The following is a 23,894-nucleotide window of genomic DNA, read 5'->3' as shown; positions in this document are numbered from 1 at the left end:
GAATGGATACGGTCGAAAGCAGCGGGTGGATCAAAATGACGGTTGCAAGCCATTCCGTTCAGCGGCGCTGGGCTTGAAGAACGCGGGCCCCCAATGCAACAATTCCAACCGTGGCAAGTGCGATAATCAGCCAGTTTCCTTTGCTTGCGTTCGCGGCAATGACACCTGCCAGCGCCCAGATGATCGCAAGTGGATAGCCCCATTCATCCTGCCGAAGCGATTGCACCCAAAGCGCCACCGCCAACACAGCCACCAGCATCGTCAGGGCAGCCGTTTGTGGAGACAGAAGCCCATAGCCCCCCAACACAACGCCGGTGCCGACGCCAGTCGCAGCCGTTAGCCATCCGGCATAAAGCGCAACGGGGCGCATCTGCCAGACGCGGTTGGCTGACCCGGCGCGCAACATCGCGATGATTGCCGTGACCGCCATCACGAAGATCATCACCGTCGCAAGGACCGGCGCGGCGTTGGCAACCGCCACCCAGAAAACGCCAATGCCAAGGCTGACCGCAAGCGGCATCCGCATCGCGCGCCAGTCTGGATCGAACGGGGCCTTCCACAAGCCCCATCCCGCGCCGGCGATCAGCCAGATGTAGATCACACCCCAAATACTGAACGCCCAGCCTGCAGGCTGGATTGGCCAGAAATCCTGCACCACGGGAAACTGGTCCGGGCTATAGCCCGCGAACCCCGGTGTCAGGGCGGGGGACAAGGCAAATGCGATGGTCAGAATGAATGTAAGAATAGCAAGTGTCGGGGTGTCACGTGTCATCGCGATTGCCTTTCTTTAACTGCGGATCGGGGTGAAGGCCGATGCCTTGGTTCAAGGTTGCTCTGCCGGATCGGGTCGCATGGTTGCGATCAACTCAGCGACCTTTAGGCCGAATTTGCGCATTTCTGATTTGTTCATGATCACACCGTTTTCCGTGAGGTAAAGCCAGTCGGTCGCGGTCAGCGTGTGACCGCCAGCCTCTTCTGGCAGCACGATCTTGTAGCGCATCATCACCGTCGAACCAGAAATCGTGCCCTTCGCTTCGCCAACGATATCGTCGGCGGTCGCGGTGAACGTGTTGTCGGGGCCAAGTTTCAGGAACCATTTGCGGTTTTGCTGCTTTCCGTTGGAATAGGTGAAGCTTTCACTAAGTGTGCCAGTGTCTCCGTCCCACTCGCCCACCATCTCGGCGACAAAGCTGTTGGTCATCTTGCCGTTCGGCCCATAGATCAGGCCCTCGGACAGAAGCCGCCCTGACAGATGCTGCTTGAGCGAAAAGGTTGGTGTGCTTGCGGCATAGTCCTCGGGTGTTTGGCCCCGAAAGCTGAGGAACATGTTTTTGGCGGCGATGGCTGCGAGAATAAGCAGCAGGAAGACTGAGAGAGTTTTCATCTTGTTCGTTCCTCTGTCGGAAGCGCCAGCACAAGGGCAAGGGCGCATATTTTCAGAATGCAAGGCACTATGGCATAGGCGATGTTGAGCGTGGTCAAAGCCTCGGCGCTGTTTACATCTCCGGGGGTGAAGCCGCTTTGTTCAAGCATGGGAAGGGTCGCAAAGGCTGCAAGGGCAAGACCCAGTTTGCCGGCAAATGACCAGATGCCAAATGCTGTCGAGGCGCTAAGCCCTGCTTTGGTCAGGACGACTGAAAACATCACGGGCAGAACCACCATATCCGCCCCTAGGGCTGCGCCAGATGCCACGCAGATTGCCGCGAAACCTGCCAAGTTTCCCGGCGCCAGAAAACCTGCCCCGACGAAGCCAAGGATCGACAACGGCATTGCGATCAGCAGGGTCTGTTTTGGCCCGACACGATGGCTGAGCCGTGTCCAAAGCGGCACGCTCAAACCAGCACACAGAAAGAAAAGGATCAGCAGCGGACCGGCTTTGCCGGGCAGAAGAAGGCGGTCTTCGACGAAAAACAGAAACAAGGTCGAGGTGATCGCCACGGGCAGGCTGTTGACCAAGGCAAGGATCAAAAGTCGTGTCGCGCCAGAGTTGGTTAGTCCCGACAGCGAGAGCGTGTCACCAAGAACGGGGGGACGCCGCCAGATGGGCCGTGTCGCAATCGCAACCCCGATCGAAAGCACGCCCAGAAAAAGCCCAAACGCCGGGTAGCCCCGACCGGATGCACCCATCGCGAAGAATACGCCGGGCGCAATGGCGGCGATGACAACACCGGCCAGCATGCCGACCTCGCGAAAGGCGGCAAGGGTCATCAATTCGTCCGCGTCGGGCTGCTTGGCCAGGGTCGCGCTGCGCCCATAAAGCAGGATCATCCCGAGGCTGTAGGCGGAAAACAGAAGCACAAGCACCGCCACCAGTTTAGGTGTCGCGGCCTGTCCGGGCTCCAGCGCGAAAAGAAGCGGAAACCCGATGGCAAGCCCGACCGCTGCTGAAACGGCAAAAGTCGCTTGCGCCCGTGGCCAGCGGTCGATAGCCCACCCAAACATTGGGTCCTGAACAAGATCGATCAGCCGGATCACCACAAGGATGGTGCCGATCATGCCCAAGCTGATCCCAAGATTGACCGACGCAAAGCGCGGAAGGTGGATGTAGAGAGGGATTCCCGCCGCAGCCAGCATTAAGGCATACAAGCTGACCCGTGGATAAAGCATCACGACCCCGTCAGTTTTCGCGTGAAGGATCTTGATCGCGTGTTTTCACCCACAAAAATGCCCATGAATCGGGTTTTTATCTGGGGGTGTGTCAGGGTGCAGGTGCGTATGCCGTTGCGCCAGAACCCGACCTTATCCGCGCCGTTTGACACGGCCAGATAGCGGTCGCCTTTGTTGACCGCATCGAAGCAAGTGTTCAATTGCGCCTCTAGCGGAAGTGCGCTGCCGGTGCGTTTGAATTCGCGCAGCGTTGCCTCGACCAGATCGTATTGTGTCAGATTGCGCAGATAGGTCAGCTCGATTCCGAAATCTTGGTTCCAATCCAATGCAGCGCCGCCAACCGTGAACAACCGCGCCTGATACAGCGGCAATCCCAGAAAGCGCAGTGTGGCGGTGCCGCGCACCTCGGCCCCCGGAAGTGCTGCGGCGGCCACGTTGCTTTGCGCCAGTGCAGGCGCCGGCGCTGTGGCCAGCAAGACCAAGGTCAGCAGAGTTCTAAGCACGCGCATGAGCCAGCTCCACCTGAACAACGTTTGTGTGGCCGACGGCAAAGGATGCCGCGCAAATCTCAAGATAGTATTGCCAATTGCGCTGGAACGCTTCGCCATAGCCCATCTCGGCGATCTTGCGTTTTTGGGCCGTGAAGCGTTCGGCCCAGATGCGGCAGGTTTTGGCATAGTCCTGACCGAAGGCAAAATTGTCCTGGACCTGCAACCCTGCCTTGCGCGCCTGGTCGTCAATCACGCTGTCAGACAGAAGCATCCCGCCGGGAAAAACATACTGACGGATGTAGTCGGACGAGGTTTTGTAGGTTTCAAAAAAGCTGTCTTTGACGGTGATCGCCTGCAAAAGAACCCGGCCGCCGTCTGCAAGATTGTCCTTCAGAACCGAGAAATAGCTGGGCCAATAGCGCGCGCCCACAGCCTCAATCATCTCGATCGAGACGATGTTGTCGTATTTTCCGTTGATGTCGCGATAGTCGCGAAGCTGAATATCGGCGCGCCCGTCCAGACGGCATTCCGCGTAGGAGTGTTGGTTGCGCGAGATTGTCACGCCCGTCACATCACGGCCAACATGGGTCGCGTGTTCAGCGAACCCACCCCAGCCGCAGCCGATTTCCAGCACACGTTCGCCCGCCCCAAGCCGGGACAGCGCGCGCGCGTTCTTGCGGGTTTGGGCGTCGGTCAGGTCATCGCTGCCATCGGCGAATATGCCAGATGAATAGGTCATGCCCTCATCCAGCCACAAATGATAAAATTCGTTGCCAACGTCATAATGCGACCGGATATTCTTGCGCGACCCACGGCGGGAATTGGCCCGCAGCATGGTGTCGACCAGCCGGAATTTCGCCCGGTTCAGTACGCTCGCCTGATCGTAGCTGCCAAGGTGATCACGGTTGCGCATGGCGACCGACATCAGCGTTTCAATCGACGGCGTGTCCCACATGCCTTGCACGTAGGTTTCGCCCAGACCGACCTGCCCATGCGCGGCCATGGCAGATACTGCCGCCCAATCACGGATCACCATCTCGGCCTCGGGGCCGGACGTGCCGAAATGATAGCTGTCACCTTCGGGCGTGCGCAGGGTCAGTTGACCCTCGCGCAGCCGTTCACAGGTGGACAGAAATTCCGACTTCAGGGCTTTGTTGGTCAAACGCAATTTCTGTTCCTTTCAAAGGATGGTCTTTGTTGATCAGCCGGACGATGCGCATGGCGCTTGCGATGCCGTCCTCATGAAAGCCGTGGCGATTGTAGGCCCCGGCAAACCATGTGCGGTTCATGCCCTGCATCGCGCGAATGCGTGCCTGCGCCTGCAAAGCGGGTTTGTCGAACACGGGGTGGGCAAATTCGACCTCGTCGTAGATCTTGTCGGCTGGGATTTCCGAGGATGGGTTCAGCGTCACGAAAAGCGGGTCATCTTCGGGGATGTTCTGAAGCTTGTTCATCCAATAGGTCACCCCAATCGCGCCATCTTGCGACCGATACGCCCAGCTTGACCAACAGGCTTTGCGCTTGGGCATCTGTCCCGGATCGCAATGGAGCACGGCCTTGTTCGGCTGGTAACGAATGCTGCCAAGCGCCGAGGCTTCAAGGTCTGTCGCGTCGTCGCCCAGCATGGCAAGTGCCTGATCTGAATGGCATGCCAGAATGATGTCATCATAGCCCTTGTCACAGGCGGTTGCTGTCTGAACGGTCACGCCATAGGGCATGCGCTGCACACCGGTGACCGGAGCATTTTTGCGGATGTCCACTGCACGGCCCTGCAGGGCAGCCTCAAGCCGTTTGACGTATTCGATGCTGCCACCTTTGACGGTCCACCATTGATGCTCGCCCGCGCCTGCAAGCAGGGCGTGATTGCGGAAAAACTGCACAAGGGATTTCGCCGGGAACTGGTCGACCTCGGCCACAGGTGTGGACCAGATCGCGCCACACATCGGCATCAGGTAGTTGTTGCGAAACCATGCCCCCAAGCGCAGCTCGTCGACCAGCTCGCCGATCGTCGTGTCATCATTCTTGGCGGTCGCTTCGGCGTGTTTGCCGAACCGCAGGATGTCGGCAACCATCTTGTAGAACTGTGGCCGCAGTAGGTTTCGCCGCTGTGCGGTGATGCATTTCAGGCTGCTCAGCCCGTATTCAATGCGCCCGTTGTCGATGCTTGCGCCAAAGCTCATCACGCTTTTGGTGACTGGCACGTCCAGGTCCCGAAACAGGCGCGTCAGATAGGGGTAAGTGACATAGTTGAACACTATGAAACCCGTATCCACAGGCTGGTCACCGTTCTTGCCGGCAATGACGGTGCGTGCGTGACCACCAAGGCGCGGGGCGGCTTCATACAGGGTCACGTCATGGTTGGGGGAAAGATAATAGGCCGCGGAAAGGCCAGAGATACCGCCTCCGACAATGGCAATTTTCTTGCGGGGGCCTCGCTGTTGGTCGAGCATCCAAGCCTCTTATTTCAAGTTCTATAGAGGCATTACGATGCGGCGCCCTCTCTGGATCAAAAAAAATCCAATCAAGAAACAGGCTTGGCTGAGTTTGATGGTCGGTCGGAAAATTGCCCAACGACCAGACTTTGCATGATCCAAAGCCCGCCACGATGCGTATACACTCTATCATGATGGACCATATCCAAGCCAAAACCTTGCACGCCCGGCGTGGCAGCCTGAAAAACGCTTTCACCTATGGCGTTGATTTCGTGCTGTGCGATCCCGCGACGGATACGCCACCCGCCCTTCTGTCCCGCAATCGCTTCAACCTTTGGTCCTTGTGGGACAAACATCACGGAGGACCACGTGGTAAAGGGCGTGGTCTTGACTGGTTCAGGGATGAGTTGTCCCAGCGCGGGCTTGCACCTGACGACTATTCGCTCGTGTTGTTGACGCAGCCGAGCTTCCTTTGGTTTCACTTTAACCCAGTCAGCTTTTGGATCGCGACCAAGGACGGCACGCCGCGTGCCTTCATCGCCGAGGTGAACAACACCTTCGGCCATCGCCACTGTTATTTCTGTGCCCATGACGATCTGCGGCCTATCGAAAAGCGCTACTCGATCATTGCTGAAAAGCTGATGCATGTCTCGCCGTTTCAGAAGGTCGAAGGTCAGTATCGCTTTAACTTTGGCATGACGGATGCCGCGTTCGATATCCGTATCCTGTATGAAAATGGAGACCAGGGCGTGTTGGCGACGTTGGAAGGCGCGCGCAAACCGGCGACCAACCGATCGCTTGGCTGGGCGGCGGTGCGGCGCCCACTTGGCGCGGCAAGGGTGGTCGCGTTGATCTATTGGCAGGCGCTTATTCTTTATCTGAAGCGCGCGCCGTTTCTGCGAAAGCCTGCGCCACCCACCCCTTTGGTGTCTGATAGTCAGACCTATCGTGGAGATCAGAAATGACTGACTTCGCAGGAAAAACCTATTGGTTGATCGGTGCCAGCGAGGGGTTGGGCCGTGCCCTGGCCAAAGACCTGAGCGCAGAGGGCGCAAATCTTGTCATCTCGGCGCGTAGCGAAGACCGCTTGCAAAGTTTGCGCGACGAGGTCGGAGACGCGCGTGTCGTCGCCTTTGACGTGACAGACCCGGCCGCGGTGCAACAGGCCGTTCACGCGGCAGGGGATGTCGATGGCATCATCTACAACGCTGGCGCTTATGACCCGATGCGCGCGACCGAGTGGGAGAGCCAATCCGCCCTGACCATGTGCGAAGTCAACTTCATGGGCGCCATGCGCGTATTGGGCGAAGTGGTGCCAAACCTTGTCCGCAAGGGCCAAGGTGACATCACGCTTGTTGGGTCCTTGGCGGGCTATAGCGGGTTGCCAGCGTCCATCGGATATGGTGCCAGCAAGGCGGCGATGGTCAGCCTGGCAGAAACCATGCGCCACGACCTGAGGGATACGGGCGTTCTGGTGCGGTTGGTCAATCCGGGCTTCATCAAGACCCGGCTGACGCAGAAAAACGAATTCAAGATGCCGCAGCTTATGACCCCCGAGGTTGCCGCGAAACACGTGCTGAAAGCGATGCGTCACAGCCGGTTCAGAAACGATTTCCCCGCGCCGTTTTCGTGGTTTATTCGCAGCCTGACTTTCTTGCCAGACCTGCTGGTCTATCGCGGCCGTTAAGGTTGGATGCGTCCAGCCACGAAGCTTTTTCATCCTGAATGCCAAACAAAAAATGCCGACCCAACAGGGGTCGGCATAACTCTTTTGGAAGCGTGGTGGGCGCAAAGCCCCTTCATTAGTGACAGGCGGGGCGCTTGCCGGGCAGAAGAACCTTGTCAATCACGTGGATCACACCGTTATCTGCCATGATGTCTGCAATCACGACATTTGCCATCTCGCCGGTTCCGTCCGCGATCTTCACACCATCTGCGCCCGCCGAGATGCAAAGGCGTGCACTGGTCAGGGCGGGTTTGAAGTAGTTGGAGCCCTGCGGGATCATGCCCGCGGTCAGTTTGCGATCGTCAACGTGATACAGAAGCACATCGGTCAGCTTCCCCTTGTTTTCGGGCTTCAAAAGTGTTTCGACCGTGCCGTCTGGCAGGGCTGCAAAAGCGTCATTGACCGGGGCATAGACTGTGAAGGGACCGGGGCCGGAAAGCGTATCCGCAAGACCCGCTGCGGTAACGGCAGCCACCAAGGTCGAGAAGCGGTCGTCGGCGGCGGCAATCTCAACGATGTTGTCGGCTTTTGCGGCGGTGGCCGAAACTGTCAGGGCCAGTGCAATGGCGGCAGATTTGAGCGTGGTTTTCATGGTTTGATCTCCGAGTTGGCAGGCACAAGGCCCTTGTGAATTTGTGTTCGTATAAGGGTTACGCAGGGCAGCATAATCCGGCTCACCGACTCACGGGAATGTGAGGCAAAGGTGTGCAAGATACTGAAAACAAAAAAGAACCAGCAAGAATGTTGCTGGTTCTTTGAGTGTCGACGGGGATGGCTGCTTAGATTTTGAAGAACGGTTGCAGCAGGCGGGGCAACAGGGCATGAAACCGCAATGGCGCATCGGTGGCTGCAAGACAAATGCAGGGGTCACCTTGGTTCGCTGTTGGCGTGTGCTCCAGGTCCTCGTCGGCAATCTCCAGATCTCCAACTCCAAACCGGCCGGTTTCGTCGCTGAAACTGCCCTGAAGAACCAAGGTCAGCTCAAGCCCATTATGTCCGTGGTCGGGCACGGCTTGTCCCGGCGGGATGTAAAGCAGCCGCACAGACCCTTCTTGGTTAGACGACAGGATCGACTGCCGCACACCCATGCCAAGGGTCTTCCAGTTCGGTTCCTTGCCCTCAAGCGCCTGCATGACGGGCCCAGGGTAAATCCCGCTGCGCGTATAGGTCACTTCGCGCGGGGCAGGGGCGTCCAGTTGGGCAAGAATGTCAGATTTCAGGTGGTCTGAAACCGTCACGCTGTCTGTTGCATCCAGCACCGCCCCGCCAATCGCCTGATGAGCCTCGAGCGCCGCCCGGCAATGGACGCAAAGCGACACATGGGTCGCCACGACGACAGCAAAGGCATGGGGAAGTGTGCCAGCAGCATAAGCGGCCAGCATCGCGTCGGGTGTATGGTGGGTGATCGCGTTCATTGTCGCATTGCCTTCAACTCGTGCCTTAACCGATCCAACCCGAGGCGGATGCGGGACTTTATTGTGCCAAGTGGAAGACCAGTCTGGTCGCTGATCTCTTGATGGGTCAGCTCGCCAAGATAGGCCTTTTCGATGATCTCGCGCTGCTCAGGTTTGAGCGTCGAGAGGGCTTGTTTTAGTTTCCCGGTCTCTTGTTCCACCGCCAATATCTGGCTGGCATCAGGTTCAGAGCCCGGATCTTCGGCCAATTCGTCAGGAATGGGCCGGTTGTATTTACGCGCAATGTCGATCTGTCGATTGCGCGCGATTTGATAAACCCATGCCGAGACTTGCGCCCGGTGCGGGTCGAACATGTGAGCCTTGCGCCACACCGTCAGCATCACATCCTGCACAATCTCTTCCGCATTGTGAGCCGAGCTTCCGGTGCGCATGATGAACCCCTTAAGCCGGGGCGCAAAGTGATCAAACAGGGCTCCGAACGCATCGCGGTCACGGGTATCGCGCACCGCAAGCATCCATCTGGTTTCCTGCGAAATCTCAGGGTCTTTCTGCGACACTGGTTTTCCTTCAAAACGGCGCACCTTGGGCGCTGGGCGCCGGGTGGGTGGGGGATCAAGGGTCAGTGTCAACATAACTCCATTACGAACGCATTTGTAAGATGGATCAGTTTTGCGAGAATATTTTCTGCACACCACCGACGTCACCAACGCCGCGCCGCAGGGCCGATGCCTTGGCTGGCCTTTCGGCTGGGATGTTGGCAAAGTGACCGCACGCGCCTTAACCCAACTTAGGGCGCAGAAAGCAGAGGCACCTCAATGACCACTCAATCTGCATTCCTGTCCCGTCTGGGGATGGATGTGCCGATCATACAAGCGCCGATGGCTGGCGTGTCCACGCCACAAATGGCGGCGGCCGTGTCGAACGCTGGCGGGTTGGGGTCCTTGGGGCTGGGGGCTTCGACGATTGAAGACGCGCGTCAGGCTTTGCAAGACGCGGCGAGCTTGACGAACCGCGCCTTGAACGCAAACGTCTTTTGCCACGCGCCTGCCCTGCGTGATGAGGGTAAAGAGGCGCAATGGCTTGCCAAGCTCAGCCCCCATTTCGCGCGCTTTGGCGCGGCACCTCCTTCGGGGCTTCGGGAAATCTATGACTCGTTTCGCGGCTCTGAGGCCATGTTCGACATGCTTCTTGACGAAGCGCCGAAGGTGGTCAGTTTCCATTTTGGGTTACCGCGAAAAGACCAGATCGCTGCGTTTGCGGATCGTGGGATCGTGACCCTGGCGACAGCAACCAACCTTGATGAGGCCCGCCAGATCGAGGCGCTGGGCATTGATGCCGTTGTCGCACAAGGGTGGGAGGCCGGCGGACATCGCGGCACCTTTGATGAGAACGCGCCAGACAGCCAGATGGGCACCTTTGCCCTGACACGCCTTCTGGTTCAGTCGTTGTTCTGTCCCGTTATCGCGGCCGGGGGTGTGATGGATGGGGCGGGTATTCGGGCGGCGTTGGACCTTGGGGCGGTTGCTGTGCAGATGGGCACCGCTTTTATCGCTTGCGACGAAAGCAGCGCCAATCAAGCCTATCAAGATGCGCTTGCCAGTGACGCGGCGCATGAGACCGTGATGACACGCATCATTTCGGGGCGGCCTGCGCGCTGCCTGTCAAACAAGTTCACAGCGCTGGGCGAAACCGTCATGCGCGAACACGTGCCAAGTTATCCGGTGACATATGATGCTGGCAAAGCGCTGAATGCTGCGGCTGTGGCCGGCGGAGAAACCGGCTATGGCGCGCATTGGGCCGGGCAGGGCGCACCACTGTCGCGGCGGATGTCAACATCGGCGCTGATGGCGGTTTTGCAAGCCGAGCTATGACACCCGTCACTTACCGAACGTCATGCGTTTAAGCACATCATCGCGGTGGTGAAAGTGATGCCACAGCGCAGCGCCGACATGACCAACCAGCAATAGCCCAAGCGCGATGGCAGACAGGAAATGGATTTGCGCGAAGGTATCGGTCAGCGCTTCGCTGCCCGGGACGAAGGGGTCATACATCTCGAACCAGTCAAAGACCTTGTTCTTGACGCCAAACCGATCTTGCAAAGGTGATGCGCTTGCCATCAGCCAACCGGAGACCGGCATGGCGATCATCAAGACATAGAGCCCAAGGTGGCCAAGTTTCGCGGCCATGCGTTCAACTGCGGGCATCTGTTTGGGCAACGCTGGGCTGCGACGGTTGGCAACGCGCCACGCTATCCGCACCAGCGCCAAGACGAACAGTATGAAGCCCCAGCTTTTATGTGTCTGGACCAGCCGGAACTGTTCCAACGTGTCATCCACGAAATAGGTCATCCAGACACCAAGCCCCAACAGGAACAAGATGACTGCGGCAACCGCCCAATGCAGGAGGCGCGCAAGCGCCCCCCAACTTTGTGACGTGTTTGTCAGACGCATGTTATTCCCAGCCGCCTGCGCGCATCTCGGCCGAGATCTCAAGCCGCACCTCGTCCGAGGTGACGGGTGCGAACATGCCCACACCGTAGTCAGACCGCAGCAAATCGCCTGTGGCCTCGACACCAATCCATTCGCCTTTGTAATAGTCGGCAAACTCGCCCAGCGGGTGCGGGCCGTTATGGTTCAGCGTCACGGTCATCGTAAACGGCTTGGTGTTGTCCTTGATGGACAGGTCGCCGACCAGAGTGATTGTGGTATCCGAAGTTTGGGTGACTTCGGTCGAAGCGAAGGTGATCTCGGGGAAGTTTTCCACATCAAAAAAGTCACCGCTTTTCAGGTGATCGTCCAGAGCCGATACGCCGGTGTCGATGCTTGCCGGGTCAACGGTCACGGTCACGGATGTTGCCGCGATGTCTGACGGGTCGAAGTTGACTTCGCCGCTGATGACCTTCCATTGACCAGACTGTTCGGACAGACCGGCATGATTATAATAGAAACGGATTTCGGTGTGACCCGGATCGAACTTGTAGGTTTCCGCCAGCGCAGTCGTGGTAACTGTTGCCATCAGGCCAAGCGTTGCGGCGGTTCCGAAAAGGAAGTGTTTCATTGTAAAGTCTCCTTTGACATGTTGCGCCCATATTGTCGGGTGGGCATATTAGATACATACACATGTATCTAATATTGAAATCTCGGGGAAGACCGGAAAATTGACGTAACGGAAATGTGAGATGGACAAGAAGCCGAACGCCACGACCACCGATATCTGGATCTTGCTGAACGTGGCCCACAAGCGCGTGACCCAAAAGTTCGAGACCGAGCTGAAGCGCGCAGGTCTGCCGCCGGCGGGTTGGTATGATATCCTGTGGGGGCTCGAGCGGTCCCCGGACGGGTTGCGTCAGTTCGAATTGGAACGCAAAAGCCTGTTTGATCAGCCCAACCTGTCTCGCACCCTTAAACGCATGGCCGAAGAAGGTTTGGTGCGCCAATCACCTGCCCCACAAGATCGGCGCGGTCGGGTCCTGACCATCACAGAGCAGGGCAAGGCGTTGCGGCTGAAGATGTGGGACGTGTATGGCGGCCTGATGAAGTCCGAGATCGAAAGCAAAGTTCCGGCGGATTTGACCGATGGGCTTATCCAAGGGCTAAGCGCTCTTGCGCCGGAGTTCGAAAGAAACGACCACTGACGACCGAACACGCGCCCAAGGCGTTGGTTGGAAAGCGGCCAAAAAACTGTTTACTTGGCACTGCTTGCAAAACTCGTGAAGCATTTTGGTGCAAAACACGATGCAAACACCAGCAGAACGGAAAAGGCGCGGCACATGTCCAAGGATTTTTTCAAACTTTTTGAGGCCATGCAGAAAAGCGATACAGCGGCCTTTGAGGACTGGGCGAACACAATGCTCAGGTATCAAAGCGATATGGCGAAGCTGTGGTTGGGCACGGCGCTTCACGCCACGGATGGCGTAGAGCCGACCCGTGATCGTCGTTTTGGGGATGAGGCATGGAACGAAGGAATTTTTCCGATCCTGCGCCACTCCTATGAACTGACCACCAAGGCGATGGTCGACATGGCCGACAAGGCCGGGCTGCCCGAGCAGGAGCAGGAAAAGCTGAGCTTCTATGCTCGCATCGCCGCTGACAATATGGCGCCGACGAATTTCCTGCTGACCAATCCCGAAGCGCAGAAGTTGGCGCGCGAAACCGGTGGGCAGAGCCTGCTTGATGGCTATCAGAACCTTCTGGCGGACCTTGAGAAGGGCTATATCTCGACCACCGACGAAGAGGCGTTCGAGGTGGGCAAGAACCTTGCCACGACCCCCGGTTCGGTGATCTTCCGAAACGAATTGATCGAGCTGATCCAGTACGAGCCGATGACAGCCAAGACCCGCAAGGCGCCGATCCTGATCGTGCCGCCCTGCGTCAACAAGTTCTACATCTTCGACCTGAACGAAAAGAAGTCGATGATCCGCTATCTGCTGGAACAAGGGCAGAGCGTTTACACCATCGCATGGCGAAATCCGGGGCCGGAGATGGGTGATCACAGCTGGGATGATTACATCGCAGACGGGATATTCGAGGCAGTGAAGGTTACATCCGCGGTCAGCAAATCCAACGCGATCGACATTCTGGGCTGGTGCAATGGCGGCACGATGCTGACGGCGGCCCTTGCGGTGATGCCCAAGGCGCTGAAATCCAAGCTGGGCACCGCGACTTTCCTGTCGTCGCTGATCGACTTTTCTGATCCGGGTCAGATCAAGGTGTTCATCGACCAACCGCAGGTCGAAGCCTATAACCAACGCCTGAAAGCGGAAAAAGTTGCGCCGGGCCGCGATATCGCCAATGCGATGGCGATGCTGCATGTGAACGAGTCGATCTGGAACTTCGTGGTCTCGAACTACCTGATGGGCAAATCGCCTGCGCCGTTCGACGTGCTGTATTGGAACGCTGATACCTCGAACCTGCCGGCGAAATGGTACAGCTATTTCGTTGAGGAAATGTATATGGCGAACAAGCTGAAAGAGCCCGGCGCGCTTACCTTGTGCGGCGTCCCGGTTGATACGCATAACATCGACCTGCCGTGCTATTTCCTTGCCGCAGATGGCGACCATATCGTGCCGTGGAAAACGTCCTTTACAGCGACCAAGCTGGTGTCCGGCCCGACCGAGTTCGTGCTGACCACCGGCGGGCACGTGTCCGGCACGGTGATCAACCACCCCGCCAAAAGTCGCCGCAAGTTCTGGACGGGCGGCAAGACAGGCGGGGATGCGGACAACTGGCACGAGACAGCCACGCTGACCGATGGCAGTTGGTGGCCGCATTGGCTGGACTGGCTCGACACCAACAACGCTGCCGAACGCGGACCGAAGCCTAAGACACTCGGCAACAAGACCTATGCACCGATGGACCCCGCACCTGGCACTTATGTGCTGGAGGGCGTGTAACTCATGAAAGATTTGAACGCCAAGAACACGCATCCCGATATCACCTTCCAATCCCTCAAGGTCGGCGATGACCGCGTGCGGTATTTGCGACGCGAAGGCACAAGTGACGCGCTGCCTTTGCTGGTCTGCAATGGGCTTGGCCAGTCGCTTGAGGTGCTGTTGCCGCTGATCGACGAGATTGCCGACCGCACAATCATTGCGTTCGATATGCCGGGCATTGGGCGCACTCCTATGATCGAGGGTATTTCAACAATCCCGGATTATGCCGCTTTCGCGATGAAGATCATGGACCAGCTCAAGATAGACCGTTTCGATATTCTGGGCATCTCGTGGGGCGGATCACTGGCGCAGCAGATGGCCTATGACGCGCCGGACCGGGTGCGCAAACTTGTGCTTGCGATCACGTCGGCCGGTGGGATCGGCAGCTGGTGGGGCACACCGATTGCCTTGTCTGAAATCATGTTCCCCATGCGCTATATGAGCAAGAGCTACGGCAACTTCATCGGGCCGCTGATGTATGGCGGCGAGGCCATCTTTGCACCCGCCGCGTTCCGCGAATACTCCAAGCACGCCATCGCGCCCAGCCCGGAAGGCTACTTTTCACAGGTGCGCGCGATGTGCAGCTGGACCAGCCTGACATGGTTGCGTCAGCTTTCGCAGCCGGTGTTGGTCATCGCGGGAAAATATGATGGGTTGATCCCCGTCACCAACCAGATCCTTCTGGCGAACATGATCCCGGACGCGCGGCTAGAGGTCTTTCCGGCGGGGCATCTTTTGATGTTCACCCAGCGCGAAGAAGTGGGCGCTATGATATCGGCATTTCTGACCGTTCAGACCTGAAGGCTCCGGAAAACCGAGGTGCGTAGAAATGGATGAGACACCTGTGTTCGATCTGCAATCCTTCGATCCCAGCGGGATCGCGGTCGTTTTCGGCGCGTCTGGTGGGATCGGGTCCGCTTTGGTTGCGGCTTTGAACGACGTCGACCATTTCGATGCAGTGATCGGCTTGGGCCGCAAAAGTGACCCTCGGTTTGATTTGCTGGAGGATGCGCAGATGAAACAGGCGGTCGATTTCGCCGCGGCCTCCGGGGAAATCCGGCTGGCGATTGATGCGACCGGCTTTCTGCACATTGGGGATGATCGCCCGGAAAAAAGTTGGTCAGAGCTTGACCGGCGCAGTCTTGAGCACGCCTTCGCCGTCAACGCAATCGGTCCGGCGCTGCTGATGAAGCATTTACTGCCCCACCTGCCGCGCACTGGCAAATCGGTGTTTGCGACGCTCTCGGCGCGGGTCGGCTCGGTCGGCGATAACCGGCTGGGCGGCTGGTATGGGTATCGCGCGTCGAAAGCGGCCTTGAACCAGTTTGTGCGCACGGCATCAATCGAGCTAACCCGGCGCGCACCCGACGCGCTTTGCGTGGCGCTTCACCCCGGCACCGTCGCGACAGATCTGTCGGCACCTTTTGCCAAAACGGGGTTGAAGGTTCACACGCCTGCTCAGGCGGCCGGGCATTTGCTGGGCGTTGTTGGCAATCTGACCAAAGGCGACACGGGACAGTTCTTCGATTGGCGCGGCGATCCGGTGCCATGGTAGGGGCATCGGCATCTCGTCGCGCATGGGACAGGGCGGTTGTGTGAATTGCCCAACAGCGGCCTTGATGATCTAGTATCGTGAAAGCCATGCTAATTCATGATCGTTGACCAAAGGTGCCCCATGAAACCCGTCATCCAAGCCATCTGTTTTCTGTTCGTCACCTTGTTCATGTCGGTGACACAGGCCTTGGCCTTCTCGGTTGAAGGCACGGCCGGCAACCGGCTGGAGGCGACTTCGATCGCGGCATTTGATAGCCCGTGGGCGATGACATTCATTGATGAGGATCGCCTGCTTGTCACCACCAAGCCGGGCAAGCTTTGGGTGGTGTCCACGGATGGCACCAAGCGCGCGGTTAAGGGTGTGCCGCGGGTGAAGGTTGGTGGTCAGGGTGGCTTGGGCGATGTGGTACTGCACCCGGATTTTGCCAACAATTCGCTTGCCTATCTGTCCTTTGTTGAGACCAAGGACAACGGCGCGACGCGCGGTGCGGTCGTGGTGCGCGGAGTGCTGGATTTGTCGGACAAGCCAGCGCTGCGCAACCTGCAACGCATCTGGTCGCAATCGCCACATCGGCCCGGTGGCGGTCACTTTTCGCACCGTTTGGCATTTGGCCCACGCGGCACGGCGCAAGACGGCAAGCTGTTCATCACCTCGGGCGACCGTCAGGAACAAACCCCGGCGCAGCACTGGGACATGGCGCTTGGCAAGATCATTCGCTTGAACGATGACGGCACGCTGCCTGCAGACAACCCCTTTCAGGACAAAGGCGATCTGGCGAAAAGCTTATGGTCGCTGGGCCATCGCAACGCGTTGGGCATTGCCTTTGACGCCAAGGGGCGGCTTTGGGCGCATGAAATGGGACCACGCCACGGGGACGAGCTGAACCTGATCGAGCCCGGCCGGAATTATGGATGGCCGATTGTGTCCAACGGCGACAATTACAGTGGAACAAAAATTCCCGACCACGACACGCGCCCGGAATTTGCCGCACCCAGCGCTTTTTGGGTGCCAAGCATCGCGCCCTCCGGTCTGGTGATCTATTCGGGTGATCAGTTCCCGGATTGGACAGGAAACGCCTTTATCGGCGGCCTTGTCAGCCGCGCGCTGATCCGCGTCACGCTGGACGGCAACACCGCGACCGAGGTCGAGCGGTTTTCCTGGGGCAAGCGAATTCGCGAGGTGGAACAAGGGCCGCAGGGTGCCTTGTGGGTGCTGGAAGACAAAAACGGCGGACGGTTGTTGCGGCTGACGCGCCCCTAAGCTGCAATCGAAAATCTACATCTTTTGCACCCCTTTTGAGGCTCAAGTCAGGCCTCTTTTTGGAGTCTGAGGGAAGTTGTGGTAGAATTCGAACGTATTTTTTCCCCGTTGAGTAGATAGTTCCAGATTTTGCAAATTTATTGGCGGTTACCCGATGACCGAATTCGCTTCAGGGCTAATCAACGACGTTGGTGTGCGCGCCGACTGGGTGGACCTGCGCGATCAGGACTATGTTCCCAATCTTTCAGTGCTGCGTGACACGGTTACGATCGACCGCAAGCTCATGCAGACGGACCCGAATTCAGGGCTGAACAGTCCGATCTTCGGTGTCCGAAATCAGGGGTCAAGTGGGCGGTGCGTTGGCTTCGCGCTGGCCAACCTGATCGATATCCAACGCAACTTGCAGCAACTTCGGCGCTCATCCACATTGGGCAACGGATATCCGGGCGATCTGTCAGAACGGCAGAAGGATATTGTCAGCGCCGATATGCTCTATCGGATTGCCTCATTCCACGATCGCTACCCCGAGCTTGAAAACGGCGACGTGCTGGCCGAAGAGGGTATTCTGACGCTGCGGTCGGCCATCAAGGGGTTTTATCACCATGGCGTTTGCCGAGACTGGCCGTTCGACACGCCTGCGACGGACCAAGATCGGTGGCAAAGCGACTGCTATGTTGCAAACGGACCTGACCATGCGCGCAAGTTCACCACGGTTGCGCAGGCAAAGAAAGCGCGGGAAATCGGGCTGGGGGCGTATTTCCGTCTGGCGTCGATCCTGAACCACTTTCATGCCGCACTGAACGATGCCGAGGCCGTGCTGACGACTGCCAATGTCCATGATGGCTGGCTGAACGCGACGCCAGAGACAGGTGGCGTGATCACGTGGCCGCCAGCGCTGGGCAAAACCGGCACGCATGCCTTTGTGCTGACCGGCTATGACGAAAACGGGTTTCACGTGATGAACTCTTGGGGGCCTGCTTGGGGCGGCTACAAGGGTCAGGCGGGGATCGGGTTGTGGTCTTATGCGGATTGGGCGCAGAACGTCGTGGACAGCTGGGTGCTGCGGCTGGGCGTCTTCGCGCCTTCTGCGTTTGGCGCGTCAGTTGGCGAGAAGGGCACAAAAGGTGTCGTTGGGCGCATCCAGACGGGCTCGACCCCGTGTTTCGAACTGGTGGGTCACTACATGCATCTGGATGATGGGTATCACGTGACAACGGGATCATATCCGTCCTTCAAGGATGGATGGTCGCGCACCAAAAGCTATCTGCAAGACCGGCTGGATCCGAACGCCGAGCCGGCTGCAGAAAAGCCCAGGTATCGTGGCGTGTTGGTGTGGATACCGGGCAGTCTGGAAGGGATCAAACCTGCCTTTGCCGCCGCGGTCGGGCGCAAGACACTGATCAAGGATCTTGGGCTGTATCCTTACACGGTTTTCTGGTGCAACAGCTTCGTCGAGAAGTCTCTGGAGGTGCTGCAAAGCCTGTTCGACAGTTGCGAAGAACAGGCGGGCGAGAATGCCGCCCACTTGGACGAGCTGATCGAAAACCGCGTGCGCGGGGTCGGGCGGGCCTTCTGGCGCGATATCGAGCTTGGCGCGCGTCGGGCACTGCGCGGCACAGAAGAATTGCCCTATGAAGACTACGAAGCCGAGGATCTTGACCACATCAAGACGGGCTTTGTCGGCAGCTTCCTTCTGGACCTTCTGAAGCTGAAGAAGGACACCGGCTGTGAACTGCATGTGGTGGCGGAAGGCGCGGGCGCGCTGGTGGTCCACGAGATGCTGTCATTGCTGGAACAAAACACGCGCTGGTTCGATCCGTCATCGCTTACCCCCGGCGGGATGGACCGTTTTGATTCACTGCACCTGATCCACCCGGCGATCGGAATGCCGCGTGCCAACAAGCGGTTGATGCCGCTTGTCGATGTGATGAACGGACAGATCTCTGGCAAGAAGAAACGCAAAAGCGCAGCCCGCAGGCCTGTCGTCCAGCCCTTATTGAAAACAAAGGCCCAACCGCGGGCGCGGATCTATGTGCCGACACCAGAGCTTGAGGATCGCATCTGTTTTGGCAGCTATGGTAAATCCATCCTGCATCTGGTCTCGCGCGCGTTCGAAGATCGCTATCCCCTGCCCAAAGCCGCCGACGACACGAACGCACCTTACCTGCTGCGTCCCAGACCCTTTATGGGCATGGCAGAGGTCGCCGCAGATGCGTCCTTTGGCGCACCTGGTGCTGTCTTTCGGCTGAACAGAATTGCGGCGCAGAAACATGACCTTGATCGGATCGAACAATCGGCCCTGAACAAGGACACGACGATCACCAACAGCATTTTCGATTTCATCAAGGGATACGAGCAACCCGGAGATTAAGACAACGCGAAGGAGAAAGACGATGGCCAAGATTACAGTGGAACAATTGATGTCCAAGATGGCGGATCTGAATACAGATGACGCCGAGCTTTCCGAATACTTCATCCTCGATGAAGAGCAATCCGGCCCCTTCGCGCCGCAATTTAAGTTGAACCCGGCAACGGTGCAGATCCCGCGCGGGCCGAATGCCGCGCAGCGGAGTGCTGCGGTGATGAACTCAGCCAATTGGTTTTCCAGAATGAGCCGCAAGGGCAAGTTCCAGAAAAAGCTTTCTGACGGCTATGACGGCCCGATCATCGTGTCCGAAGGCGACAGTTGGTTTCAGTATCCGCTTCGCCTGATCGACACGATTGATCACCTGATGAAACGATACGCGATCTATTCGCTTGGCGCGGCTGGCGACCTTTTGAAACGGATGGCGGACAAGCAGGAATATCTGGGCGCGCTGAAAGATACGGGCGCCGAGATCCTGCTGCTGTCGGGCGGAGGCAACGATCTGGTGGCCAGCGGAGCCTTGGCGTCGCACCTAGAGGAGTTCGACCCTGACTTGATGCCAGCAGACTATCTGCTGCCTTCGTTTCAGGCGCTGTTGGATGACGCGCTGAAGCACTATGGGCGGATGTTCCGGCAGGTGCATCAGCATTTCCCGCATGTCTCTATCCTGTGCCACGGATATGACTATCCGGTGCCGAACAAGGACCGCTGGCTGGGTAAGCCGATGGAACAGCGCGGGATCCGCGACAAGACCCTTCAAAAAGCCATTGCGGCCGAAATGATGGATCAGTTCAACCGCCGTTTGCGCAGGTTGGCCCGTTCCATGCCGCATGTGACCTATATCGACTGCCGCGGTGTTGTGGGGGATCACCGTTGGTTCGACGGTCTGCACCCGGTCAATGATGGCTACCGCGATGTGTCGCGAAAATTCGCGCGCGAAATCAACCGCATCGCCAATGCACGCAGTGGTCCGCCGATGATCATAGGTGGTCCTTTTGGGTCTGCCAGTCAGATTTCCCGGTCCCTGCAAAGCGCGCCTGTTATCGCGGGTGGAACCGCGAATGGCATGTCGCTTCATGTTGGTCTGAACACTGTGGACCCGGCGCATTATGATGGCTGGGATGGTCAGTTGGCCGCGTGCGAGGCGGATGCGCTTGCCATGCAGGACATCGCGCTTGCGGAAGGGTTCAAACCGGAATTGCTGCTGACCCACGATGCCACCCGACAGAATGTTGTCGACCAGATCGAACGCGCCGCCAAGGACTTGCAGCCCGGTGACATGTTTCTGCTGTCGGTTTCGGGGCACGGTGGGCGCGTGCCTGATTTCAATCAGGATGAAGACCATGATGGCGACCAGAAGATGGACGAGACCTTGTGTCTTTACGATTTCCAGATCGCCGATGACGAGCTTTACATGCTCTGGACCAAATTCAGGGACGGGGTGCGGGTGTTAATCGTGCCTGACACCTGCCACTCCGGTTCGATGGCGAAGTTTGGGCCGACGGCACCGTCAGCCTTGTTTGGCCGCACCATCACGCCCGATGCGCGGGTGCGTGCAATGCCTCTGCATGTCGAAGACCGCGTTTGGCGCGCGAATGAAGCCGCGTATCGGGAGGCCTCCAAATCCTACAGCGCGATGAAGGAAAGCGTCATGACCGCGCCGCTCAGCAGTCCCATTCAAGCGTCTGTGTTGAACCTTGGGGCGTGTAAGGACGAACAATTTGCGATGGACGGGCCTGCAAACGGCGCCTTCACCGGCGCGCTGCTGAGGGTCTGGGACAACGGGCGATTTAACGAAGGCTATCGCGCCTTTCGGGACGCGATCGACGTTGAAATAGGCAGTGACAGCCAGACGCCGCAATTGTTTGAACGCCTGATCAAAGAGCCGAATTTTGTCTCCGACCGGCCGTTCACGTTGCAACCCGTGGCGCAGAGTTCCGCCCCGTGCGGGGGTGGTTCCATCACCGTGCCCAGCGCGACGGCTGTCACAAAGGCGGTCGATGATGAAGGCGAAGGTGAAGGCGATGAGAATGATCAACTGCCCGACGCCGAAGTTGATGCGATCCTGTCGGCAAAGGCGCGCGGCGCCGGGTTCCGCAGCGCAACGGCCGCCTTGCAATGGCCGGACTATTCCGACTTTGACGGGTTCATCAAATCACTGGGGTTGAAGAATTTCAGCACCGACGAGTTTTTGATCCTTGGCGGCAGTCACAACACGCCGGGCGGTGCCTGTCAGGGTAAGAACAGCTATCCGCCGCGCAGCCTTTGGACCAATATCGCCAAGACCGCTCAGGTGTTGGATCACTTGCGTGACAGGCTGGACAAACCCATCGCGATCACCAACGCCTACCGGGCACCGGCCTATAACGCGTGCATCAATGGGGCGACCAGAAGCCAGCACGTGCGGTTTTGCGCATTGGATTTCAAAGTGTCCGGCATGGCGGCACCGGACGTGGCGCAAGCGTTGCGTTGGTTGCGTGACAAAGAGGGCTTCTTTACCGGCGGGATCGGGCGATACAACAGCTTCACCCATGTCGATACGCGCGGCACCAACAACACTTGGCCACCCGCGTTTCGCAGCGCAGCCCTGCCTGCCACGACGCCCTTGCTGACGCGCCGGCCAAGCAGTTTGGCCGAACGTTTGGCAATCCTGATTGCGACGAAATTGGCAAAGCCACGCGCAGCGCCTGACAGCAAATCGCGGAGGTCGGCCTTTGCCGATCCGGTGGCTCGGTCCGGTGAAGACTTTGACCCGACCTCTGAATCCGCCGCGCATCAGCAAACCATGCAAGCCGCGGTCAATGCGTCCAGCGTAATCTCGTTCGTTGAGAATCTGACGCCAAGCCAGAAAGAGGATGTGTTGCTGTCGACGCTGTTTGCCCAACGCGCCGCGGACGCCAAGGCCGATCCGGTCACCGAGCGAGCCGCGTGGCACGCAACCTATATGGAGATGCTCAGCCTGATGGGGTGGACGCGCGAAGCAGCGCCATTTGAATCCAGCCAGAAGATGAAAGGCAGCGGCAGCTTCGACAAGGTGATTTTGGCGACCCTTGCGCAAGTAGCGACAGGCAATCAGTTCAAGATCGTCGAAAGCGCGATCGAGGCTTTGCGCGGGCTGGCGTCGGATGACGGCAAGATCAAACTTTTCGATTTCGAAACCTCGACCTCGACCGGTGGGAATTTTCAGATCGGTAGCGCCGAGGCTTCCGGCGATGTGATCAGCATGGCGCTTGGTGCATTCAATTTCAGCTACAAGGACAAGAAACAGAACATCCTGTTCGTGTCTTGGGGCAAGAACGAGCTGGACTACTGGCTGTCGGCACAGAAGGTCGCGCTTAGCCCGACGATCTATGCCGATGTGCGCGATATCATTCGCGACAAGCTGGCAGACACGCGAAAAAGCCTGATTGCTGATATCGATATCGGATGAATGGTCCTGTTCACCCCCTTGATCTCGGCATGAGGAGGCAGAGGTCCAATGGCAACCTTGTCTGACTTTAGCAAGCTTCAGATCGCCCCGAAGCACTTGTTGATCCTGGTGTTGCCGGTTCTGGTTCTGACGGTGTCGGAGTTCTTGCTGGGCACGTTTGGCGATACCTCGGTGTCGGTAACAGGTGTGCAGCTGGATGAAACATCAAGGCTGGCCGAACTGGATGCCAGATACAAGTTTCTGGCCGCGCTCTTGTTCTTTGGCGCGGTCACGATCACGTTGACGGCGATCTTCACCTTTGAATTGTATGCGCGCCATACAATGCGGTCGATTTGCTACACGATGTGCGGGGTTGTGGGGGTGATTGCCGCCTCGCTCATGTTCTCGACGTTTGAACCGGAGTGGATGCCAAACAGTTTCGAATCCCACTATCTTCTGGGCGACAATCTGTTCCGCACCGCGCTGGGGGCTGGTGAATTGCCGGGATGCGCGCCGGGGGCTGCATTGGCACAGGCCTGCAACGGTGAAGGTGCCTTCTTTGCGATGAAGTATCTGCTCGACCGGGTGAACATCCTGACATCCTTGGCGGCAGGCGCGGTCATCACGGGAATGGTTCTGGCGCTTGCGGCTCCCGCTTCAACCGACCTTGCGACACCTGACGGGTTGGTTGCCGAAGGGCGTGCGCTTCAGTTGGCTCAAGATACCGCGCAGCGTTACCTGTATTGCTCTGGCATTCTGCTGACGACGGGTATGGTGCTGGTTCTTGCTTGGATGACCTGGCCCAGCGCGCTGATTGCAGACGACACCGTGCGGTCTGCGCATGAAGGTCTGGTCAATTCAGTATCGCTGTTTCGCGGCGTGACGTATTCGGTGCTGATCCTGTCTTACTATATGCCGGTCAGCCTGATCCTGAGGCTTCGGATCGAGCGTTTCAAATCCGCCGTAGAACAGGCTGGGTCGCCAGAGCTTGCCGCCGATATCGAAGGGTTCAACATCAACCAGATCGCCAGTCTGGATGCGTTGAAGTCCACTCTGGCGATCGTGTCACCGATACTGGCCAGCGCCATCGGGTCCTTTGCCGATCTGTCCTTTTTTGGCTAGTGCGCAGTGCGGAAAGACAAAGATGACGGGGCGGATTGCCTGCCCAGACATGCGCGCACATTCATACTGGACAACTTGGGT

The 23,894-nt window shown here is 58.2% G+C and carries 22 protein-coding genes; 11 read left to right on the top strand and 11 right to left on the bottom strand.

Annotated elements, in window-relative coordinates; genetic code table 11:
* Window positions 1-58 precede the first annotated feature (58 nt).
* Genes Q0864_RS05770 through Q0864_RS05745 form a run of 6 tightly spaced genes read right to left on the bottom strand, consistent with a single transcriptional unit; the run spans window position 59 to window position 5,548 of the window.
* Window positions 59-772 (bottom strand): hypothetical protein, encoded by a 714-nt coding sequence (locus Q0864_RS05770; protein WP_298566835.1) that lies wholly within the window; start codon window positions 770-772, stop codon window positions 59-61.
* A gap of 51 nt (window positions 773-823) precedes the next feature.
* Entirely contained in the window at window positions 824-1,384 is a 561-nt protein-coding gene (locus Q0864_RS05765) for a DUF3833 domain-containing protein (protein ID WP_298566833.1), read from the bottom strand.
* A complete protein-coding gene (locus Q0864_RS05760; RefSeq protein WP_298566832.1) occupies window positions 1,381-2,607 on the bottom strand; it encodes an MFS transporter in 1,227 nt (408 codons plus the stop codon). The genes Q0864_RS05765 and Q0864_RS05760 overlap by 4 nt, the downstream gene beginning before the upstream one ends.
* Window positions 2,607-3,116 carry a hypothetical protein gene (locus Q0864_RS05755; RefSeq protein ID WP_298566831.1) on the bottom strand — a complete coding sequence of 170 codons (510 nt, stop codon included), beginning with the start codon at window positions 3,114-3,116 and terminating at the stop codon, window positions 2,607-2,609. Before Q0864_RS05755 ends, Q0864_RS05760 begins: the two co-directional genes overlap by 1 nt.
* Entirely contained in the window at window positions 3,103-4,266 is a 1,164-nt protein-coding gene (locus Q0864_RS05750) for a cyclopropane-fatty-acyl-phospholipid synthase family protein (RefSeq protein ID WP_298566830.1), read from the bottom strand. The genes Q0864_RS05755 and Q0864_RS05750 overlap by 14 nt, the downstream gene beginning before the upstream one ends.
* Entirely contained in the window at window positions 4,217-5,548 is a 1,332-nt protein-coding gene (locus Q0864_RS05745; RefSeq protein ID WP_298566829.1) for an FAD-dependent oxidoreductase, read from the bottom strand. The genes Q0864_RS05750 and Q0864_RS05745 overlap by 50 nt, the downstream gene beginning before the upstream one ends.
* 173 nt (window positions 5,549-5,721) lie before the next feature.
* Between Q0864_RS05745 and Q0864_RS05740 the strand changes: the two genes are divergently transcribed.
* Window positions 5,722-6,495 carry a DUF1365 domain-containing protein gene (locus Q0864_RS05740; protein WP_298567554.1) on the top strand — a complete coding sequence of 258 codons (774 nt, stop codon included), beginning with the start codon at window positions 5,722-5,724 and terminating at the stop codon, window positions 6,493-6,495.
* Window positions 6,492-7,217, top strand: coding sequence for an SDR family NAD(P)-dependent oxidoreductase (locus tag Q0864_RS05735; protein WP_298566828.1), 726 nt, complete (start codon window positions 6,492-6,494; stop codon window positions 7,215-7,217). The genes Q0864_RS05740 and Q0864_RS05735 overlap by 4 nt, the downstream gene beginning before the upstream one ends.
* A gap of 115 nt (window positions 7,218-7,332) precedes the next feature.
* Here Q0864_RS05735 and Q0864_RS05730 read toward each other — a convergent pair whose 3' ends face one another.
* The 3 genes from Q0864_RS05730 to Q0864_RS05720 all read right to left on the bottom strand — a co-directional run bounded on the left by Q0864_RS05730 (window position 7,333) and on the right by Q0864_RS05720 (window position 9,303).
* Window positions 7,333-7,848, bottom strand: coding sequence for a fasciclin domain-containing protein (locus Q0864_RS05730; RefSeq protein ID WP_298566827.1), 516 nt, complete (start codon window positions 7,846-7,848; stop codon window positions 7,333-7,335).
* A gap of 187 nt (window positions 7,849-8,035) precedes the next feature.
* Complete coding sequence (locus tag Q0864_RS05725; RefSeq protein ID WP_298566825.1) at window positions 8,036-8,671, bottom strand: ChrR family anti-sigma-E factor; 636 nt, start codon at window positions 8,669-8,671, stop codon at window positions 8,036-8,038.
* Window positions 8,668-9,303, bottom strand: a complete 636-nt coding sequence (locus tag Q0864_RS05720) for a sigma-70 family RNA polymerase sigma factor (RefSeq protein WP_298566824.1) — start codon at window positions 9,301-9,303, stop codon at window positions 8,668-8,670. The genes Q0864_RS05725 and Q0864_RS05720 overlap by 4 nt, the downstream gene beginning before the upstream one ends.
* Window positions 9,304-9,486: 183 nt before the next feature.
* On the opposite strand from Q0864_RS05720, the gene Q0864_RS05715 reads away from it, so the two are divergent.
* A complete protein-coding gene (locus Q0864_RS05715) occupies window positions 9,487-10,542 on the top strand; it encodes a nitronate monooxygenase (RefSeq protein WP_298566823.1) in 1,056 nt (351 codons plus the stop codon).
* Window positions 10,543-10,548: 6 nt separating this feature from the next.
* Here Q0864_RS05715 and Q0864_RS05710 read toward each other — a convergent pair whose 3' ends face one another.
* Both Q0864_RS05710 and Q0864_RS05705 read right to left on the bottom strand, forming a co-directional pair.
* The gene (locus Q0864_RS05710) at window positions 10,549-11,121 is read right to left on the bottom strand and encodes a cytochrome b (protein WP_298566822.1); all 573 of its coding nucleotides are present in this window, start codon (window positions 11,119-11,121) and stop codon (window positions 10,549-10,551) included.
* A gap of 1 nt (window position 11,122) precedes the next feature.
* Window positions 11,123-11,728 carry a YceI family protein gene (locus Q0864_RS05705; RefSeq protein WP_298566821.1) on the bottom strand — a complete coding sequence of 202 codons (606 nt, stop codon included), beginning with the start codon at window positions 11,726-11,728 and terminating at the stop codon, window positions 11,123-11,125.
* 121 nt (window positions 11,729-11,849) lie between these two features.
* Here Q0864_RS05705 and Q0864_RS05700 point away from each other — a divergent pair, with 121 nt between their 5' ends.
* From Q0864_RS05700 to Q0864_RS05665, 8 genes are all read left to right on the top strand, one after another.
* The gene (locus Q0864_RS05700) at window positions 11,850-12,305 is read left to right on the top strand and encodes a MarR family winged helix-turn-helix transcriptional regulator (protein ID WP_298566820.1); all 456 of its coding nucleotides are present in this window, start codon (window positions 11,850-11,852) and stop codon (window positions 12,303-12,305) included.
* A 135-nt stretch (window positions 12,306-12,440) separates the two neighbouring features.
* Complete coding sequence (locus tag Q0864_RS05695) at window positions 12,441-14,063, top strand: alpha/beta fold hydrolase (protein ID WP_298566818.1); 1,623 nt, start codon at window positions 12,441-12,443, stop codon at window positions 14,061-14,063.
* A 3-nt stretch (window positions 14,064-14,066) separates the two neighbouring features.
* Entirely contained in the window at window positions 14,067-14,903 is an 837-nt protein-coding gene (locus Q0864_RS05690) for an alpha/beta hydrolase (protein WP_298566817.1), read from the top strand.
* Window positions 14,904-14,931: 28 nt separating this feature from the next.
* Window positions 14,932-15,657, top strand: a complete 726-nt coding sequence (locus Q0864_RS05685; protein ID WP_298566816.1) for an SDR family NAD(P)-dependent oxidoreductase — start codon at window positions 14,932-14,934, stop codon at window positions 15,655-15,657.
* A 120-nt stretch (window positions 15,658-15,777) separates the two neighbouring features.
* Window positions 15,778-16,917 carry a PQQ-dependent sugar dehydrogenase gene (locus tag Q0864_RS05680; protein WP_298566815.1) on the top strand — a complete coding sequence of 380 codons (1,140 nt, stop codon included), beginning with the start codon at window positions 15,778-15,780 and terminating at the stop codon, window positions 16,915-16,917.
* A 154-nt stretch (window positions 16,918-17,071) separates the two neighbouring features.
* Window positions 17,072-19,288: a C1 family peptidase gene (locus Q0864_RS05675; RefSeq protein ID WP_298566814.1), complete on the top strand. Its 2,217-nt coding sequence runs from the start codon at window positions 17,072-17,074 to the stop codon at window positions 19,286-19,288.
* A 22-nt stretch (window positions 19,289-19,310) separates the two neighbouring features.
* A complete protein-coding gene (locus tag Q0864_RS05670; protein WP_298566813.1) occupies window positions 19,311-22,712 on the top strand; it encodes a D-Ala-D-Ala carboxypeptidase family metallohydrolase in 3,402 nt (1,133 codons plus the stop codon).
* Window positions 22,713-22,760: 48 nt separating this feature from the next.
* Window positions 22,761-23,813: a hypothetical protein gene (locus tag Q0864_RS05665; protein ID WP_298566812.1), complete on the top strand. Its 1,053-nt coding sequence runs from the start codon at window positions 22,761-22,763 to the stop codon at window positions 23,811-23,813.
* The last annotated feature ends 81 nt before the right edge of the window (window positions 23,814-23,894 follow it).

Origin of the sequence: uncultured Aliiroseovarius sp., from assembly GCF_947497285.1 — a bacterium.
Lineage (GTDB): Bacteria > Pseudomonadota > Alphaproteobacteria > Rhodobacterales > Rhodobacteraceae > Aliiroseovarius.
Note: the sequence above shows the minus strand (reverse complement) of the source record. Positions and strands in the feature narration are given on the sequence as shown.